This is a genomic window from Micromonospora sp. CNZ280 (genome assembly GCF_011759515.1).
The window spans coordinates 1,242,374-1,259,333 of the sequence record NZ_JAAOYP010000001.1; the positions used below are offsets into that span (position 1 = coordinate 1,242,374).

The following is a 16,960-nucleotide window of genomic DNA, read 5'->3' on the forward strand; positions in this document are numbered from 1 at the left end:
CCTCCCTGGTGATCAAGCGGACCAGCCGAAGTGGTCCAGCGGGCCGCGTCCCGCGCCCAACGTCCAGTCCCGCGCGCCGGCCAGCCCGCGGGTCACGTACTCCTTGGCGGCCCGCACCGCCGCCGGCACCGGATCGCCGAGCGCCAGCCGGACCGCGATGGCCGCCGAGAACGAGCACCCGGTGCCGTGGTTGTGCCGGGTGGCCACCCGCGGCGCCCGCAGCAGCGTGCTCACCCCGCCGCCGTGCAGCACGTCGACCGCCTCGCCGTCGGCGTCCACGTCGCCGCCGGTCACCACCACGTGTGCCGGCCCGCCCGCGGCGAGCGCCTCGGCGGCGGCCACCATCTCCTCGACCGTGGTCACCGGGCGTCCGGTGATGGCCGCGGCCTCCGCGCAGTTCGGCGTCGCCACCTCGGCGTACGGCAGCAGCCGCTCGACGGCGGCGACCACGCCGAGCGTGTGTCCACTGGTGGCGACCAGCACCGGGTCGACGACCAGGTGCGGCAGCCGGCCGTCCCGGGCCGCTGCCGCGACCGCGTCGGCGACCGCCGGGCTGCCGAGCATCCCGGTCTTGACCGCCCGCACGTCGAAGTCGACCAGCACGCTCTCCAACTGGTCGGTGACCGTGCGCGGGGGCAGCGGCAGGACGGCGTCGACGCCCCGGGTGTTCTGCGCGGTGACCGCGGTGAGCACGCTGGTCCCGTACGCGCCGAGGGCGGCGAAGACCTTGAGGTCGGCCTGGATGCCGGCACCGGCGCCGGAGTCGCTGCCGGCGACGGTGAGCACGGTCGTCGGGGTCACGTCGCTCCTCGAGCGTGGAAGGCCGCCGTCAGGGTGGCGGCGGTTTCGGTGGGGTCGTCGGCGCGCATGACGGCACCGAGGACGGCGACGCCCGCGGCACCGGCCTCGACGCAGGCGTGGACGTGGTCCGGGGTGGCGATGCCGCCGAGGGCCAGGACGGGTACCGGGCTGGCGGTGATCAGCTCGGCGAGTCCTCGGGGGTGCAGGGGTGGGCCGTAGCCGGGTTTGCTGCGGGTGGGGAAGACGGGCGAGAGGGTCGCGTAGTCCTCTGTGCTGAGTCTGGCCAGTTCGGCCCGGTCGTGGCAGGAGCGGCCGACCAGGCCTAGCCGGGGTGGCGGGTACGGGCCGGCGGACGGCAGGTGCACGGCGTCGCCGTCGAGCGGGTCGGGTCCGGCGACGACCAGCGTGCCGCCGGCCTCGTCGAGCACGGCCCGCAGGTCGGCGGCGAGGGCGGCGCGCTCGGCGCGGGGCAGGTCCTTCTCCCGCAGCACCACCCAGCGCACTCCCCCGGCCACCGCCGCCGCGACCACGTCGACCAACGCCCCCCGCGCCTGCCACCGATCGGTCAGCACCACGACCCCCGACGGCCGCCGGGAGATCCTGGTGCGGAACGGCCCCGCCACGGGCCTCTTCGCACCAAGATCCGGCGCGGCCGGGCGGACGGACGCGGTCACAGGTCGGGCCTTCCCTCGTCCGGAGTGGAGGCGAGCGCGTGGAAGCGGCGGACGATCCGGCCCGCCCCGTACGCCAACCGGCCGGCCTCGACGGCGAACCGCATCGCGGTGGCCATCGCCACCGGGTCGGCGGCCCGGGTCACCGCGCTGGCCAGCAGCACCGCGTCGCAGCCGAGTTCCATGGCCAGCGCGGCGTCCGAGGCGGTGCCGATGCCGGCGTCCAGGATCACCGGCACGTCCACGCTCTGCCGGATCAGCCGGATGTGATGCGGGTTGGACACCCCCAGCCCGGAGCCGATCGGCGCGCCGGCCGGCATCACCGCCGCGCAGCCCACGTCGGCCAGCCGGCGCGCCAGCACCGGGTCGTCGCTGGTGTACGGCAGCACGGTGAAACCGTCGGCGACCAACTGCTCGGCGGCGCGGAGCAGTTCGACGCCGTCCGGCAGCAGGGTGCGCTCGTCGCCGATCACCTCCAGCTTCACCCAGTCGGTCTCGAACGCGTCCCGGGCCAGGTGCGCCACCTTGACCGCCTCGCCGGCGGTGTAGCACCCGGCGGTGTTCGGCAGCAGCCGCACCCCGCACCGGTCGAGCAGTTCCAGCAGCCCGCCCGACCCGGCCGGGGTGGTGTCCACCCGGCGCAGCGCCACGGTGACCAGTTCGGTGCCGGACGCCCGGATGGCCTGCTCCAGCACGTGCAGGTTGGCCGCGCCGCCGGTGCCCAGGATCAGCCGGGAGGTGAACGGGACGCCGCCCAGGTCGAAGGTCACCACGCTCACCCGCCCTGGGCGGCGCTGAGCACCTCGACCCGGTCGCCGTCGCGCAGCACGGTCGCCGGCCAGCCGCTGCGCGGCACCACCTCGCCGTTGACCGCCACCGCCACGCCGCGCCGCTGCGGTGTGACCTCGCGGACCAGGTCGGCCACCGTGGCATCGCCGGGCACGGTCCGCCCGGCGCCGTTCACCGTCAGTTCCACCTGTCCTCCTCCGTCGTCTGCCGGTCGACGCCGGCGGGCCGAACGTGGCGTCCGCCCTCGGCGGGCGCGACCTCGTCGCGGTGGTCCACCGCCGGGCCGGGCCGCTCGGGGCTCGGCTGCCGGGGTGGGTGGGCCGGCCGGAACCGGTCCGGGGCGAAGGGTGCGAGCAGCGGGTCCGGGTCGCCCCCGGCGGCCAGGTCGGCGACCAGGTCGGCGGTGACCGGGGTGAGCACGATGCCGTGCCGGTGGTGACCGGTGGCGGCCAGCACGCCCGGCCGGCCGGGCAGCGGGCCGAGGATCGGGGCGTTGTCCGGCGTGCCGGGACGCAGCCCGGCGACGATCTCCACCAGGTCGTACTCGGCCAGCTCGGGGAGCAGGTCGGCCGCGGCGCGGAGCAGCCGCAGCACCGCGCCGGCGGTGACCGTCCGGTCGGCGCGCTCCTCGACCGTCGCGCCGACCACCACCTCACCGCCCGCCCGGGGCACCAGATAGACGTGCTCGCCGTCGGCGTACCCCCGGATCACGTGCCGGAAGCCCGGCGGCTCGCCGCCGGGCGTGCGCAGCCGGAGCACCTGCCCCTTCACCGGCCGGACCGGCAGCCCGGTCAGCGCGGCCGCGCCGCAGCCGGCCGCCACCACGGTGACCCGGGCGTCCAGCTCGGACAGTTCGCGCACCGCGCGCGGCACCAGCACCGCGCCGGCCGCCGTAGCGGCCGCCCGCAGCGCCGGCACCAGCAGCCGCGGGTCGACCTGGTGGTCGGTGGGGGCCAGCGCACCACCGCGCACCCGGGGCGCCAGCGCCGGCTCGCGGTCGCGCAGCTGGGTCGGGCGCAGCGGCGTCACCGGCAGCCCCAGCTCCTGCTGGTACGCCCAGAGCCGGCCCGCCTCGGCCAGGTCGTCGGCGGTGAGCCCGACCATCAGGGTGCCCTCGGTGCGGTAGCCGATCGGCAGTCCGGTGGCCTCGGTCAGCTCGGCGGCGAACGCCGGCCAGCGCGCCGCGGACTCGCAGAGCAGCCCGGTCAGCTCCCGTTCCCCGAAGTACGCCTCGGCGACCGGGGAGAGCATCCCGGCGGCCACCGCCGACGCCCCCGACCCCGGGTCCGGGTCGTACCCGACCACCCGCAGCCCGCGCGCGGCGCAGCGCCAGGCGACCGCCAACCCGATCGGCCCCGCGCCGACCACCGCCACGTCCGGCCGGCCCCCGGTCAGCACGTCAACGCCCGGAGCAGCTCGGCGGTGGCCCGGCCCGGGTCGGCGGCGGCGGAGAGCGCACCGACCACCGCCACCCCGTACGCCCCGGCGGCCCGCAGCGCCGGCACGGTCGCGGCGGTGACCCCGCCGATGGCGATCACCGGCACGGCCACCGCGGCGGCTACCGCGCCCACCCCGGCGGGGCCGATCGGATCCGGCAGGCCGGTCTTGGTGCCGGTCGGGTGGCAGGGGCCGACGCCCAGGTAGCTGGCACCGGCGGCGACCGCCTCCGCGGCGGTGCCCGGGTCACGCGCGGTGGCGCCGAGCACGGCGGCGGAGCCGAGCACCCGGCGGGCCGCGCAGACCGGCAGGTCGTCCGCGCCGACGTGGCCGCCGGCGGCACCCACCGCCAGCGCCACGTGCAGCCGGTCGTTGACCAGGCAGGTCGCGTCGTACCCGGCGCAGAGCGCGACCACCCGGCGGGCCAGGTCGTACGCCTCCCGGTCGGTCGCGGAGTCCGCCACCCGGACCTGCACCACCAGCTCGGCGCGGGCCACCGCGAGGGCGGCCCGGACCACGGTGAGCGGATCCCGCCCGGGTCGGGTGTCGGTGACCAGATGCAATCGCCCAAGGGACGGCACGGCAACACTCCTCCCTGCGCCGGCATTACCCGGATCAGGTTCGACGGTCGGGGGCTGTCAGCCCCCCTCTCAGCCCGGTCCACCGGGCTCCCGTGGGTTACGTCCGTGTCACCGTACGACAGATCCGCCGGCCTGCCAAGGCGGGGTCCGCCAACCCCGCTGCGTCGACGGCCCGTCCGGACCACCGAGGCGCACGGCCCTCGATGCCTCGGGCGACCGGGCACTTCGTACGGTCCTGTTCGGAATGTCGCCCGCCGTTGCCAAACCGTTACCGGCCGGCATCTTGCCTGCAACGGATCCAGCGGGATTAATTTGTTCAGCGATTCGACAAAATGCTGGTCCGGACATCCTGGCACGGTGTCCGCTCCGGCCCATCTGGGACGGTCTTCGGCGAGCCGGCCCCCGCGATCCCCTGTCCACCGCGACATAGGAGGCGGCGTGTCCCGATCTCGTCGTGCCCGCGTACCCGTCCTGGCCACCCTGCTACCCCTCGCGCTCGCCGCGAGCACCCTGTTCGGCATCCCCGCCGCACAGGCCGCACCCCCCGCGCAGACCGCACCCGCCGCGCAGGCCGCGCCCCTGGCGGCGCCCGCCGCGCAGACCCAGCCGCTGACCGCGCCCGCCGCGCCGGCGGCCGACGAGCCGTTCGCGGTGCTGGTGTTCTCGAAGACCGCCGGTTTCCGGCACGACTCCATCCCGACCGGCATCGCCGCCATCCAGCAGCTCGGCGCCGAGCACGGGTTCACCGTCGACACGACCGAGGACGGCGCCGCGTTCAGCGACGACAACCTCGCCCGGTACCGCGCGGTGATCTGGCTCTCCACCACCGGCGACGTCCTCGACGGCGAGCAGCAGGCCGCCTTCGAGCGCTACATCCGCGCCGGCGGCGGGTACGTCGGCATCCACGCCGCCTCGGACACCGAGTACAGCTGGGCGTGGTACGGCGACCTGGTCGGCGCGTACTTCGCCAGCCACCCGGCGAACCAGCAGGCCACGGTCAAGGTGGAGGACCACGCCCATCCGGCCACGGCCGGGCTGCCGGAGCGCTGGTCCCGGTTCGACGAGTGGTACAACTACCAGTCCAACCCGCGTCCCGACGTGCACGTGCTGGCCAGCCTGGACGAGACCAGCTACTCCCCCGGCGCGGGGGCGATGGGCGCCGACCACCCGATCGCCTGGTGCCACGACTTCGAGGGTGGCCGCGCCTGGTACACCGGCGGCGGGCACACCCGCGAGTCGTACGCGGAGCCGCAGTTCCTCGCCCACCTGCTCGGCGGCATCCGCTCCGCGGCCGGCGTGGCGGACGCCGACTGCGGCGCCTCGCTGACCGCCAGCTTCGAGAAGGTGACCCTGGACAGCAACACCAGCAACCCGATGGAACTGGACGTCGCCCCGGACGGGCGGGTCTTCTACGTCGAGCGCGACGGTCGGGTGCAGATCGTCAAGCCGGACACCGGCAGCACGGTCACCGCGCTCGACCTGGACGTCTTCACCGGCAACGAGGACGGCCTGATCGGCATCCGGCTCGACCCGGACTTCGCCACCAACAACTGGATCTACCTCTACTACGCCCCGAACGACGGGATCGCCCGCAACCTGCTCTCCCGCTTCACGGTGACCGGTGACAGCATCGACCCGGCCAGCGAGAAGCAGGTCCTGCGGGTGGACACCCAGCGCAACACCTGCTGCCACGCTGGCGGCAGCATGGCCTTCGACAGCGCCGGCAACCTCTACCTGGCCACCGGCGACAACACCAACCCGTTCGAGTCGAACGCGTTCACCCCGATCGACGAGCGGCCGGGCCGGCAGGACTACGACGCGCAGCGCACCTCCGGCAACACCAACGACCTGCGCGGCAAGGTGCTCCGGATCCACCCGGAGGACGACGGGACGTACACCGTCCCGGCCGGCAACCTGTTCCCGCCGGGCACCGCGAAGACCCGGCCGGAGATCTTCGCGATGGGCTTCCGCAACCCGTTCCGGATCGGCGTCGACCCGGGCACCGACACCCTCTACGTCGGCGACTACGGGCCGGACGCCAGCGCCGCCGACCCGGACCGCGGCCCGGAGGGCACTGTCGAGTGGAACATCGTCGCCACCCCGGGCAACTACGGCTGGCCGTACTGCACCGGCGCGAACTACGCCTACAACGACTACACCTTCCCGTCCGGCCCCAGCGGGCCGAAGTTCGACTGCGCCGCGCCGGTGAACGACTCGCCCAACAACACCGGCCTCACCAACCTGCCACCGGCCATCCCGGCCACCGTCGACTACGACTACAGCGGCAACCCGCGCTTCCCCGAAATCGGCGGCGGCGGCGCGCCGATGGGCGGCCCGGTCTACCGGTACGACGCCGAGCTGAACTCGGACCGCAAGTGGCCGGCGTACTACGACGGCAAGGCGCTCTTCGGCGAGTGGAACCAGTCGAAGATGTACACGATGCAGCTCACCGGCGACGGCAAGGGCCTCGTGGACATCAACCAGCTCCTCACCGGGATGACCATGCTCCGGCCGATGGACTTCGAGTTCGGCCCGGACGGCGCGCTCTACCTCATCGAGTGGGGCAGCGGTTTCGGCGGCAACAACGACAACTCCGGCGTCTACCGGATCGACTACATCGCCGGTGACCGGGCCCCGATCGCGGAGGCCAGCGCCGAGCCGACCTCCGGCCCGGCGCCGCTGACCGTCGCCTTCTCCAGCGCCGGCTCCCGCGACCCGGACGGCGGCACGCTCAGCTACGCCTGGGCGTTCGGCGACGGGCAGACCTCGACCGAGCCGAACCCGACGCACACCTACGCCGCAGCCGGCACGTACAACGCGCAGCTCACCGTCACCAACCCGAAGGGCCGTACGGCGGTGGCAAACGTGCCGGTCACCGTGGGCAACACCGCACCGACGGTGACCATCGGGTTCCCGCCGGACGGCGGCTTCTTCGACTGGGGTGACCAGGTCCGCTACACGGTAACGGTGACCGACCCGGAGGACGCGGAGATCGACTGCGACCGGGTCCGGCTCCAGGTGCTGCTCGGCCACGACGAGCACGCCCACCCGCTGGAGCAGCACACCGGCTGCACCGGCACGGTCCAGACGTCGCTGGCCTCCGGGCACGGCGCCGAGGCGAACGTCTTCGCCGTCTTCGAGGCCACCTACACCGACCTGGGCGGCGCCGAGGGCGCCGGCCCGCTCACCGGCCGGGCCATCGAGCAGCTCCAGCCCAAGCGCAAGCAGGCCGAGTACTTCACCGGCACCGGCCGGGTGTCCGGCGCGACCGGCGGCGGAGACCCGGGCGTGCAGCGCGAGACCACCGGCGACACCGCCGGCGGCGGCCAGAACATCGGGTTCATCGAGGACGGCGACTGGTGGTCGCTCGCCCCGGCCGACCTGACCAACATCACGTCGATCCGGTTCCGGGCCGCCTCGGCCACCAGCGGCGGCCGGATCGAGGTCCGCGCCGGCGCGCCCGACGGGCCGCTGGTCGCCTCGGCCACCGTGCCGGGTACCGGCGCCTGGCAGACGTACACCGACGTGACCGCGCCGGTGACCGGCCCGGCGAGCGGGACGCTGTACTTCGTCGCCCGCGACCCGGGCGGCGGTGCTGGCTCGCTGCTCAACGTCAACTGGATGGACTTCCTCGGCCGGGGCGTCACCGAGAACGCGCCGCCGGTGGTCACCGCCACCGCCACCCCGGCGACCGGCACCGCGCCGGTCACCGTGAGGTTCGACGGCACGGCCACCGACGCCGAGGGCGACACCCCGCTGACGTACGCCTGGGACTTCGGCGACGGCGGCACGGCGTCCACCCTGGACGCCACGCACACCTACACCGTCCCGGGCACCTTCACCGCCACCCTGACCGTGACCGACAGCAAGGGCGCGCTGTCGTACACCACGGTGCCGGTGCGGGTGGACGCGCCGAACACGTCCTGCTTCGGGGCGCGCTCGGACGACTTCACCGGCACCAGCCTGGACCGGGCGCGGTGGACCAGCGTGGTCCGGGAGAACCAGCTGTACTCGGTCTCCGACGGCGCGCTCCGGCTGCCCACCGCGGTGGGCGACCTCTACGGCGGCCGTAACGACGCCACCAACCTGGTGCTCCAGCCGGCGCCGTCCGGCGCGTGGCAGGCGACCACCCGGGTCACCCTGCCGGTGACGGCCAACTACCAGCAGGCCGGCCTGCTGGTGTACGGCGACGACGAGAACTACGCCAAGCTGGACCTGCTCTACTCGGGCGGTCGGCGGGTGGAGTTCATCCGGGAGACCGCCGGCGTGCCGCGCAACGAGGCCGCCGACAGCATCGCCGCGCCCGCCGGTGACACTCTGCACCTGCGGCTCAGCAGCGACGGGACGAACCTGACGGCGGCCGTCTCGGCCGACGGGCAGACGTTCACCCCGGTCGGCCGGTCCGCCGAGCTGGCCGGCATCACCAACCCGCGGATCGGGCTGTTCGCGCTCAACGGCGGCACCGACGCGCCGGTGGTGGAGGCGGCCTTCGACTGGTTCCAGGTCTCGCCGGACGCCCCGGCCGGGCCGGTCGACCCGTCGGACGAGTTCACCGGCGACACGCTGGACAAGTGCCGGTGGGACGCGATCCTGCGGGAGAACCCGACGGGCTACCGGGTGACCGGCGGCGCGCTCCGGGTCGACGTGCCCAACGGCGACATCTACGGCTCCGGCAACTCCGGGCCGGCGAACTTCATCCTCCAGAACGCCCCGTCCGGTGACTGGACGCTGGAGACGAAGGTCGACGGCAGCCTGCTGAACGAGCAGTACCAGCAGGCGGGCCTGATCGTGCACGCCGACGACGACAACTACCTCAAGTTCGACTACATCGTCGACAACCAGCCCGGGCAGCCGGTGACGCGGCGGATCGAGTTCCGCAGCGAGATCGGCGGCGCGGTGCAGAACCCGCAGCCGGAGGCGGGCAACCTGACCGCCTCGGTGTGGTACCTGCGGCTGGCCCGCACGGGCGACACCTTCACCGCGTCGTACTCGGCCGACGGGACGGCCTGGACGCCGTTGACGGCGCTCACCAACAGCGCCGTCGGGGCGACCCCGAAGGTGGGTCTGTTCACCCTCGGGGCCAACCAGACCGCGTCGAAGACAGCCGCGTTCGACTACTTCCGGCTCACCACCGGGGCCGCCGACGGGACCGCCCCGGTGACCACGGCCACCGTCTCCGGCACCCCGACCGAGGGCTGGTACACCGGCCCGGTCACCGTCACGCTGACCGCCGCCGACGAGGACGGTGGCAGCGGGGTGGCCGGCACGGAGTACCAGCTCGACGGGGCGACCACCTGGGCCGCGTACACCGGTCCGGTGCCGGTCAGCGGCGACGGCGAGCACGAGCTGCGGTTCCGCTCGACCGACCAGGCGGGCAACGTGGAGTCGACGAAGACCGTCGCGGTCCGGATCGACGCCACCGCGCCGGTCACCTCGGCGACGTTCGCCCCGGCCAACGACGAGGGCTGGCACGACGGGACGGTCCCGGTCGTGCTGACCTCGACCGATGCCGGGTCCGAGGTGAAGACGGTGGAGTGGTCGCTGGACGGCGGCGCGTGGACACCGTACTCGGCGCCGGTCGAGGTGGCCGGCGACGGGCAGCACGAGCTGCTGTTCCGGGCCACCGACAACGCCGGCAACGCCGAGACGCTCAAGTCGGCGGTGTTGCGGATCGACGGCACGAAGCCGACGCTGCTGGTGTCCGGCATCGCCGACGGCCAGCTCTACGGTGACAGCCAGGACGTCCGGGTGTCCTGGCAGGCGGTCGACCCGACCTCGGGCATCGCCTCCGTGGTCGGCGAGCTGGACGGCCGGCCGTACGCCAGCGGCACCCTGCAGGCCATGTACGAGCTGCCGCTCGGCCTGCACGAGCTGACCGTCACCGCGACCGACAAGGCGGGCAACGTCACCACCTCGGAGGTCCGGTTCTTCGTCACCACCTCGTTCCGGGACATGCAGAACCTGCTGGACCGGTTCAAGGCGACGAGCCGGCTCTCGACCAAGGCGCACAAGCAGTTGTCGGCGAAGCTCGACGAGGCGCGCAAGGCCGAGGCGGCCGGCAAGGACGAGCGGGCGATCAAGGCACTGACCGCCTTCCGGGCGCTCGCGGCCGACGCCACCCTGGTGCCCGAGGCCGAGATCCGGGACACCCTGGTCCGGGACGCCGACGCCATGATCGTCCGGCTCGGCGGCACGGCCAGCCGGGCCGGGGTCCGGGCGAACGACGGCGAGCCGGTCGACGGCGCCGGCCGGCTCGGCGGCGATCCCACCCGGATCGCTCCCGGTCGCCGGCTCTGATCCGCGGGCCCCTTCCCACCGCCGGGGCGGTGGGAAGGGGCCCACCCGCACTTCCAGTGAGGAGACGCCCGTGACGCGTACCTGGCAGGCGATCACCGCCGCGCTCGTCGCACTGGCCCTGGCGGCGTTCCTGCCCACCGCCCCGGCCGCCGCACACACCGGGAAACTCAAGCTGACCGTGGCCGGCGACGGGGCCGACGGGGTGACCGTGCAGGCCGTGTACGCCGACGGGCACCGCCTGGACAAGATGGTCCGGCTGACCCTCACCGCCACCGGCCCGGACGGCCGGCGGATCGGGCCGGTGCAACTGGAACCGGCCACCGAGGGGCAGGGCTTCTACGCCAGCGGCCCGATCCTCTCCGCCGGCCGGTGGCGGGTCACGGTGAGCGCCCCCGCGCCGCACCGGGGCGAGGCCAGCGCCCTGGTGGAGGCGCGCGACGCCCAGTCGCCCCCGCCGGTCCCCGCCCCGGTCGCGGCGACCGCTCCGGCGGCCGGCACCGGCGACGCCGCCCGCGACGGAGGTTCCCGGTGGTGGCCGTTCGCGCTGGCCGGTCTCGCGCTCGCCGTCCTGGCGGTGGCGGTGCCGGTGCTGGTCGGCCGCCGCCGACCTCACCCGCGCTGAACCTCGTGGGGCGAAAAACCCCCGCGCGGTTGCGGCGATCCGCAACGACGAAACCGCCGCCCGGGCCGACACCCGGGCGGCGGTTCGTCGACGGGTCAGAGGGTGGCGCGCAGGGCCTCGAGGTCCTCGTCGGTGGGCTGCCAGGAGCCCGCGGCGGCGTTGGCGAGCACCTGTTCCGGAGTGGTGGCGCCGGCGATCACCGACGTCACCGCGGGCTGGGCGGCCAGCCCGCCGATGGCCACCTGGAGCATCGACAGCCCCCGCTCGTCGGCGTACGCCTCGATCGCCTCGATGGTCTCCCAGTCGGCGGCGGCGAGGCGCTGCGCGTACCGGCCGCCGGCGGAGAGCCGGCTGCCGGGCGGCGGGGCCTGGTCCCGCTTGTACTTGCCGGTGAGCAGTCCGTTGGCCAGCGGGAAGAACGGCAGCATGCCGAGCCCGAACCGCTCGCAGGCCGGGATGACCTCGGCCTCGACGGAGCGCTCCAGCAGGCTGTAGTGGTTCTGCGCGCTGATGAACCGGGTCCGGCCGGCAGACGAGGCCACCCAGTCGGCATCCGCGATCTGCCAGCCGGCGAAGTTGGAGTTGCCCAGGTAGCGCACCTTGCCGGCACGCACCAGGTCGTCCAGGGCGGCGAGGGTCTCGTCGATCGGGGTGCCCGGGTCCGGCTCGTGCATCTGGTACAGGTCGATGTGGTCGGTGCCGAGCCGGCGCAGCGACGCCTCCACCGCCCGCGCGATGTAGCGGCGGGCGCCCCGGGCGCCGAAGTCCGGCCCGTTCAGGCCGTGCATGTCCATGCCGAACTTGGTGGCCACCACCACGTCGTCCCGGCGCCCCTTGAGCGCCTGGCCCAGCAGTTCCTCCGAGCCGCCCTGCGGCTCGCCGTAGATGTCGGCGGTGTCGAAGAAGTTGATCCCGGCGTCCAGCGCGGCGTCGACCACCGCCCGGGTGCCGTCGAGGTCGAGCTTCCGGCCGAAGTTGTTGCAGCCGATGCCGACCACGGACACCACGAGCCCGGAGTCGCCCAGCCGGCGGTAGGTCATCTCAGTCACGAGATCAACCCTATGCCGGCCGGACGTTCCGCCGCCCGGCGGACGGCTCAGCCGACGTCCCAGACCGGCTCGGGGGTCTCCACCACCTCGCCGTCGCCGCGGAAGAGCACGAACCGGTCGAACGAGCGGGTGAACCACCGGTCGTGGGTCACCGCGACCACCGTGCCCTCGAACGCGGCCAGCCCGGCTTCGAGGGCTTCCGCGCTGGCCAGGTCCAGGTTGTCGGTGGGCTCGTCGAGCAGCAGCAGGGTCGCCCCGGAGAGCTCCAGCAGCAGCACCAGGAAGCGCGCCTGCTGGCCGCCGGAGAGGGTGCCGAACCGCTGGTCGCCCTGCCCGGCCAGCTCGTAGCGGGACAGCGCCGCCATCGCCGCGTGCCGGTCCATGCCGGCCCGGTGCTCGTCGCCCCGCCAGAGGATCTCCACGAGGGTCTTCGCCATCAGCTCCGGCCGGTCGTGGGTCTGCGAGAAGTGGCCGGGCCGCACCCGGGCGCCGAGGCGGGCCACCCCGTCGTGCGCCACCGGGGCGAGCGCCGCGGCGCCGTCGACCGGGCCGTTGGCCGGGTCCGGGTCGGTGCCGCCGCGGGCGAGCAGCCGCAGGAAGTGCGACTTGCCGGTGCCGTTGGCGCCGAGCACCGCCACCCGGTCGCCGTACCAGATCTCCAGGTCGAACGGGTAGGTCAGGCCGTCCAGCTCCAGCTTGTCGCAGATCACCGAGCGCTTGCCGGTCCGCCCGCCGGTCAGCCGCATCCGGATGTCCTGGTCCTTCGGCGGTACGGGCGGCGGCCCGGCCTCCTCGAACTTGCGCAGCCGGGTCTGCGCGGCCTGGTAGCGCGAGGCCATCCCGTCGTTGTACGCGGCCTTCTGCTTGTACATCAGCACCAGGTCCTTGAGCTTCTGGTGCTCCTCGTCCCAGCGCCGGCGCAGCTCGTCGAGGCGGGCGTGCCGGGCCACCCGCGCCTCGTGCCAGCTGGCGAAGCCGCCCGGGTGCACCCAGGCGCTGCCACCCTCCACCGCGACCACCCGGTCGGCGGTGTGCGCCAGCAGTTCCCGGTCGTGCGAGACGTACAGCACCGACTTGCCGGACTCGCGCAGCCGCCCCTCCAGCCAGCGTTTGCCGGGCACGTCGAGGAAGTTGTCCGGCTCGTCCAGCAGCAGCACCTCGTCCGGGCCGCGGAGCAGCAGTTCCAGCGCGAAGCGCTTCTGCTGGCCGCCGGAGAGCGTGCGCACCGGACGCTCCCGGGCGGCGTCCCAGGGCAGGTCGAGCACGATGGTGGCGACGGTGTCGAAGAGCACCTCGGCGTCGTACCCGCCGGCCTCACCCCAGGCGGCCAGGGCGTCCGCGTACGCCAGCTGGGCCTTGCCGGCGGCGGTGCTGTACTTGCCGCGCACCTCGGCCGCCCGCATGGCCGCCTCGGTCGCGGCCAGCCGGTGCCCGGCGTCGCGCAGCGCGGGCGGGGCGAGCGAGAGCGCCAGGTCGGCCAGCGTCGACTCGTCGCCGATCATCCCGATGAACTGGCGCATCACGCCCAGCCCGCCGGTACGCGCGATCGCGCCGGTCTGCACCGGCAGGTCGCCGGCGACCATCCGCAGCAGCGTGGTCTTGCCGGCGCCGTTCGGCCCGACCAGCGCGACCTTGGCGCCCTCGCCGACCCGGAACGACACGTCGGCGAGGAGTTCCCGGCCGTCGGGGAGGGTGTGCCCGACCGCTGCCACGTCCACGTATCCCACGCCGGCATCCTGCCCGAGCACCCGCCGGACGGCCCAACCAATTACCGGGTGACGCGCAGCACCCGGTAGCCCTTCTGACTGGCCCGCCGCTCGACCTGCCAGCCCTGCTCGACCAGCCAGCGGTGCAGCGAGTCGCCGCCCAGGTGCCGGGCGACCACCAGCCAGGCGACCCCGTCCGGGGCGAGCCGGGGCAGCCAGCGCAGCAGCAGCCGGTGCAGCTCGTCCTTGCCGATCCGGATCGGCGGGTTGGACCAGAGCTGGGCGAAGGTCACCGAGTCGGGTACGGCGTCCGGGGCGGCGACACGTACCCGGTCGGCGGCGCCGGTCCGCGCCGCGTTGGCGGCGGTGAGCGCCCGGGCCCGCTCGTTGACGTCGACCGCCCAGACCGTCGCCGCCGGTGCCGTGTCGGCCAGCACGCAGGTGATCGGGCCGAAGCCGCAGCCGAGGTCGAGCAGGTCACCGGTGGTGCCGGGGGTCGGCAGGTCGGCCTTGCGGAGCAGTACGGCGGTGCCGGGGTCGAGCCGGTCGGCGGAGAAGACCCCGCCGGCGGAGGTGAGCGTGTAGTCGCGGCCGGCGACGGAGAACTCGACCTCGCGCGGCGCGGCGGCGGTCGCGGGTTCAGCGGTGAAGTAGTGGTCGCCGGTCACGCCGGCAATTCTCGCACCGCCGGTGCGCATGCCGGCCGGGGCCGTCCTGACTGCGGGTGCAGCACGACACGAGACGCGCCGCACGACAATTTCCCATTATTACCCCCTAAAGGGACAATGACTCCTACTCTGGGCGACATGGTGTATCGGTACGAGTCCGATGAGGACGCATACGTGGAGTACCCGGGGTCCGGGTCCGACCGGTCGGTGCTCGGCGCCGGTCCGCCACCGCCGGCCGGGCCGTCCCCGTCCCGCTTCCCGACCCCGTCGCTGCCCCGGGCCACCCGGGTGGCGCTGCCGCCCACCGACCCGGCGCCACCACGCGACCCGGCCCCGCCGCGCGACCCGGTGCCGCCGGCCGAGCCGCCCCGCGCCGAGAGCTACGCCGCGTCGCCGCCGGTCGAGCGCCCCCGCGCGGAGACCTACCCACCGCCGGCGCCGGTCGAGCAACCTCGCCCGGAGACCCACGCCCCGCCGCCGGTCGAGCCGCCCCGCGCCGAGCGGTACGCCCCACCGCCGAACGACTCCCCGGGCGCCTACGCCACCGCCGGGCCGGCCGAGCCCTTGCCGCCCCGCCGCGGCGGCGGTCGCATGTGGCAGGTGCTCATCGGCGGCGCCGCCGTCCTCGTGCTGCTCGCCCTCTGCGGTCTCGGTGCCGCCGCCCTGCTGATGGACCGCACCGGCAACCCGACGACGCCGGAGCCCACCACCCAGCCGGGCGTCGCCCAGTCCGCCGCACCCGAGGCCGACCACCTCGACTCGCGGGACACCGATCAGGCGCCGCTCACCGCCAAGGAGGTCTTCCCCGGCAAGCAGCTGACGGTCGCCGACGGCCAGCCCGCGTACCAGGTGCTGAAGATCCAGTCCAGCGCCAGCTGCGCGGTGGCGGCCACCGACGAGGTCGCCGACCTGCTGGTCCGGCTCGGCTGCAGCCAGGTGGTCCGGGCCACGCTGCGCACCCCGGACCGCGACCACCTGGTCACCGCCGGGCTGTTCAACCTGACCGATCGGGCCAGCGCCGAGCGGGCCCGGGACCGCATCCGCCAACTGCTCGACGAGCGGCAGGGCCGGTTCCGGGGCATGGCCGCCGATGCCGGCACCGAGGCGATGGCCACCGCTCCCGCCCGGGTTGGCTGGCAGGTACGCGGCCATTACCTCGCCTACGCGGTGGTCGCCCGCGCCGACGGCGAGACCATCCGGTCCGGCGACACCGCCGTCCGCGAGATCCTCTTCGACATGATCGAGCTGCACCTGAACCAGGGGGTGCTGGAACGGCGGGCCGACGGCGGCGTGGCCGGCCAGCCGACGGCCGGCCGGACCGACGACGGTGCCGGCGCCGACAACGGCCGCCCCGAGGAGGACGAGCGCACGGGCGACTGACCGCTCCGACGAACCCGGGTGCGCGGCCACACCGGCCGCGCACCCGTCGCGTGTGCGGGGCGGTGCGGCGGCCAGCGGTCAGGATTCGGCCGGTACCCGGAGCCTGCGGGTGAGTTCGGCGCGGCGGGCGTACTCGGCCGGGTCGTCGGGGTAGCCGACCGCCACCAGGGTGAGCCCGTGTGCCGGCGCGACGGTCACCTCGCTGGACCGCTCCCGCCGGGTCAGCAGGCCCGCCGGCCAGTCCACCGGCCGGCGGCCGTCCCCGGCCACCAGCATCGCGCCGACCAGGCTGCGCACCATCGCCTGGCAGAACGCGTCCGCCTGCACGGTGGCGACCAGCACCCCGTCCGGGTCGCGCCGCCAGTCCAGCCGGGTCACCTCGCGCAGCGTGGTGGCGTTCTCCTTCCGCCGACAGTACGCGGCGAAGTCGTGCTCCCCCACCAGCCCGGCCGCGGCGGCGTTCAGCGCGTCCAGGTCGAGCGGCTTCGGCCAGGCCAGGATCTCGTGCCGGCGCAGCGGCTCCGCGCCGTACGGGGCGTCGGTGACCCGGTACTCGTAGCGGCGGAAGGTGGCCGAGAACCGGGCGTCGAAGTCGGCCGGCACCTCGGTCATCGCGCGTACCCGCACGTCGGTGGGGAGCAGCCGGGCCAGCCGGCGCAGCAGCGTCCCCTCCCGCTCCCGCCAGACCGCGGTGGGCAGGTCGAGGTGGCAGACCTGACCGGTGGCGTGCACCCCGGCGTCGGTCCGGCCGGCCACGGTCAGCCCGGTCGCGACACCCGCGCCGAGCACCAGGTCGAGGGTCTGCACGAGCACCCCGGCGACCGTGCGCCGGGTCGGCTGGGCGGCCCAGCCGGAGAAGTCGGTCCCGTCGTACGCGACGTCCAACCGCAGCCGGGTGCGCTCGTCCACTCGTACCTCCGCTCCACGGGTCGGGCCCGGCACCCCGAAGGGATGCCGGG

General features: G+C 74.7%; 13 protein-coding genes and 1 riboswitch. Of the genes, 3 read left to right on the forward strand and 10 right to left on the reverse strand.

The annotated features are described in order from the left end of the window. Positions 1-12 precede the first annotated feature (12 nt). From thiD to thiE, 6 genes are all read right to left on the reverse strand, one after another. Complete coding sequence (gene thiD / locus FHX32_RS05825) at positions 13-801, reverse strand: bifunctional hydroxymethylpyrimidine kinase/phosphomethylpyrimidine kinase (RefSeq protein WP_167179802.1); 789 nt, start codon at positions 799-801, stop codon at positions 13-15. Continuing rightward, a complete protein-coding gene (locus FHX32_RS05830) occupies positions 798-1,424 on the reverse strand; it encodes a thiamine phosphate synthase (protein WP_167179803.1) in 627 nt (208 codons plus the stop codon). The genes thiD and FHX32_RS05830 overlap by 4 nt, the downstream gene beginning before the upstream one ends. Before the next feature lie 47 nt (positions 1,425-1,471). Continuing rightward, entirely contained in the window at positions 1,472-2,251 is a 780-nt protein-coding gene (locus FHX32_RS05835; RefSeq protein ID WP_167179804.1) for a thiazole synthase, read from the reverse strand. Next, positions 2,248-2,448 (reverse strand): sulfur carrier protein ThiS, encoded by a 201-nt coding sequence (gene thiS / locus FHX32_RS05840; RefSeq protein ID WP_167179805.1) that lies wholly within the window; start codon positions 2,446-2,448, stop codon positions 2,248-2,250. Before thiS ends, FHX32_RS05835 begins: the two co-directional genes overlap by 4 nt. After that, the gene (thiO, locus tag FHX32_RS05845) at positions 2,439-3,659 is read right to left on the reverse strand and encodes a glycine oxidase ThiO (RefSeq protein ID WP_486480923.1); all 1,221 of its coding nucleotides are present in this window, start codon (positions 3,657-3,659) and stop codon (positions 2,439-2,441) included. The genes thiS and thiO overlap by 10 nt, the downstream gene beginning before the upstream one ends. Beyond that, positions 3,653-4,279 carry a thiamine phosphate synthase gene (gene thiE, locus FHX32_RS05850; RefSeq protein WP_167179806.1) on the reverse strand — a complete coding sequence of 209 codons (627 nt, stop codon included), beginning with the start codon at positions 4,277-4,279 and terminating at the stop codon, positions 3,653-3,655. The genes thiO and thiE overlap by 7 nt, the downstream gene beginning before the upstream one ends. Then, positions 4,274-4,383, reverse strand: a riboswitch (TPP riboswitch). Its footprint overlaps the gene before it by 6 nt. Positions 4,384-4,717: 334 nt before the next feature. Here thiE and FHX32_RS05855 point away from each other — a divergent pair. Both FHX32_RS05855 and FHX32_RS05860 read left to right on the forward strand, forming a co-directional pair. Continuing rightward, positions 4,718-10,576 carry a ThuA domain-containing protein gene (locus FHX32_RS05855; protein WP_167179807.1) on the forward strand — a complete coding sequence of 1,953 codons (5,859 nt, stop codon included), beginning with the start codon at positions 4,718-4,720 and terminating at the stop codon, positions 10,574-10,576. Positions 10,577-10,646: 70 nt separating this feature from the next. Then, positions 10,647-11,198 (forward strand): hypothetical protein, encoded by a 552-nt coding sequence (locus FHX32_RS05860; RefSeq protein WP_167179808.1) that lies wholly within the window; start codon positions 10,647-10,649, stop codon positions 11,196-11,198. Positions 11,199-11,293: 95 nt separating this feature from the next. Here FHX32_RS05860 and FHX32_RS05865 read toward each other — a convergent pair whose 3' ends face one another. From FHX32_RS05865 to FHX32_RS05875, 3 genes are read right to left on the reverse strand one after another with little or no spacing between them, the layout of a single operon-like run. Next, positions 11,294-12,238 carry an aldo/keto reductase gene (locus tag FHX32_RS05865; protein ID WP_167182294.1) on the reverse strand — a complete coding sequence of 315 codons (945 nt, stop codon included), beginning with the start codon at positions 12,236-12,238 and terminating at the stop codon, positions 11,294-11,296. Between the two features lie 56 nt (positions 12,239-12,294). Next, positions 12,295-13,974, reverse strand: a complete 1,680-nt coding sequence (locus FHX32_RS05870) for an ATP-binding cassette domain-containing protein (protein ID WP_167179809.1) — start codon at positions 13,972-13,974, stop codon at positions 12,295-12,297. A gap of 41 nt (positions 13,975-14,015) precedes the next feature. Further along, a complete protein-coding gene (locus tag FHX32_RS05875; RefSeq protein WP_167179810.1) occupies positions 14,016-14,621 on the reverse strand; it encodes a methyltransferase in 606 nt (201 codons plus the stop codon). Between the two features lie 138 nt (positions 14,622-14,759). On the opposite strand from FHX32_RS05875, the gene FHX32_RS05880 reads away from it, so the two are divergent. Beyond that, the gene (locus FHX32_RS05880) at positions 14,760-16,001 is read left to right on the forward strand and encodes a hypothetical protein (protein ID WP_208417967.1); all 1,242 of its coding nucleotides are present in this window, start codon (positions 14,760-14,762) and stop codon (positions 15,999-16,001) included. Positions 16,002-16,079: 78 nt separating this feature from the next. Here FHX32_RS05880 and truA read toward each other — a convergent pair whose 3' ends face one another. Beyond that, entirely contained in the window at positions 16,080-16,910 is an 831-nt protein-coding gene (gene truA / locus FHX32_RS05885; RefSeq protein ID WP_167179811.1) for a tRNA pseudouridine(38-40) synthase TruA, read from the reverse strand. Positions 16,911-16,960: the final 50 nt, after the last annotated feature.

Coding starts and splice junctions, on each gene's coding strand:
- FHX32_RS05865 (WP_167182294.1), bottom strand. CDS start 12,238: ATGACCTACCGCCGGCTGGGCGACTCCGGGCTCGTGGTGTCCGTGGTC.
- FHX32_RS05880 (WP_208417967.1), top strand. CDS start 14,760: ATGGTGTATCGGTACGAGTCCGATGAGGACGCATACGTGGAGTACCCG.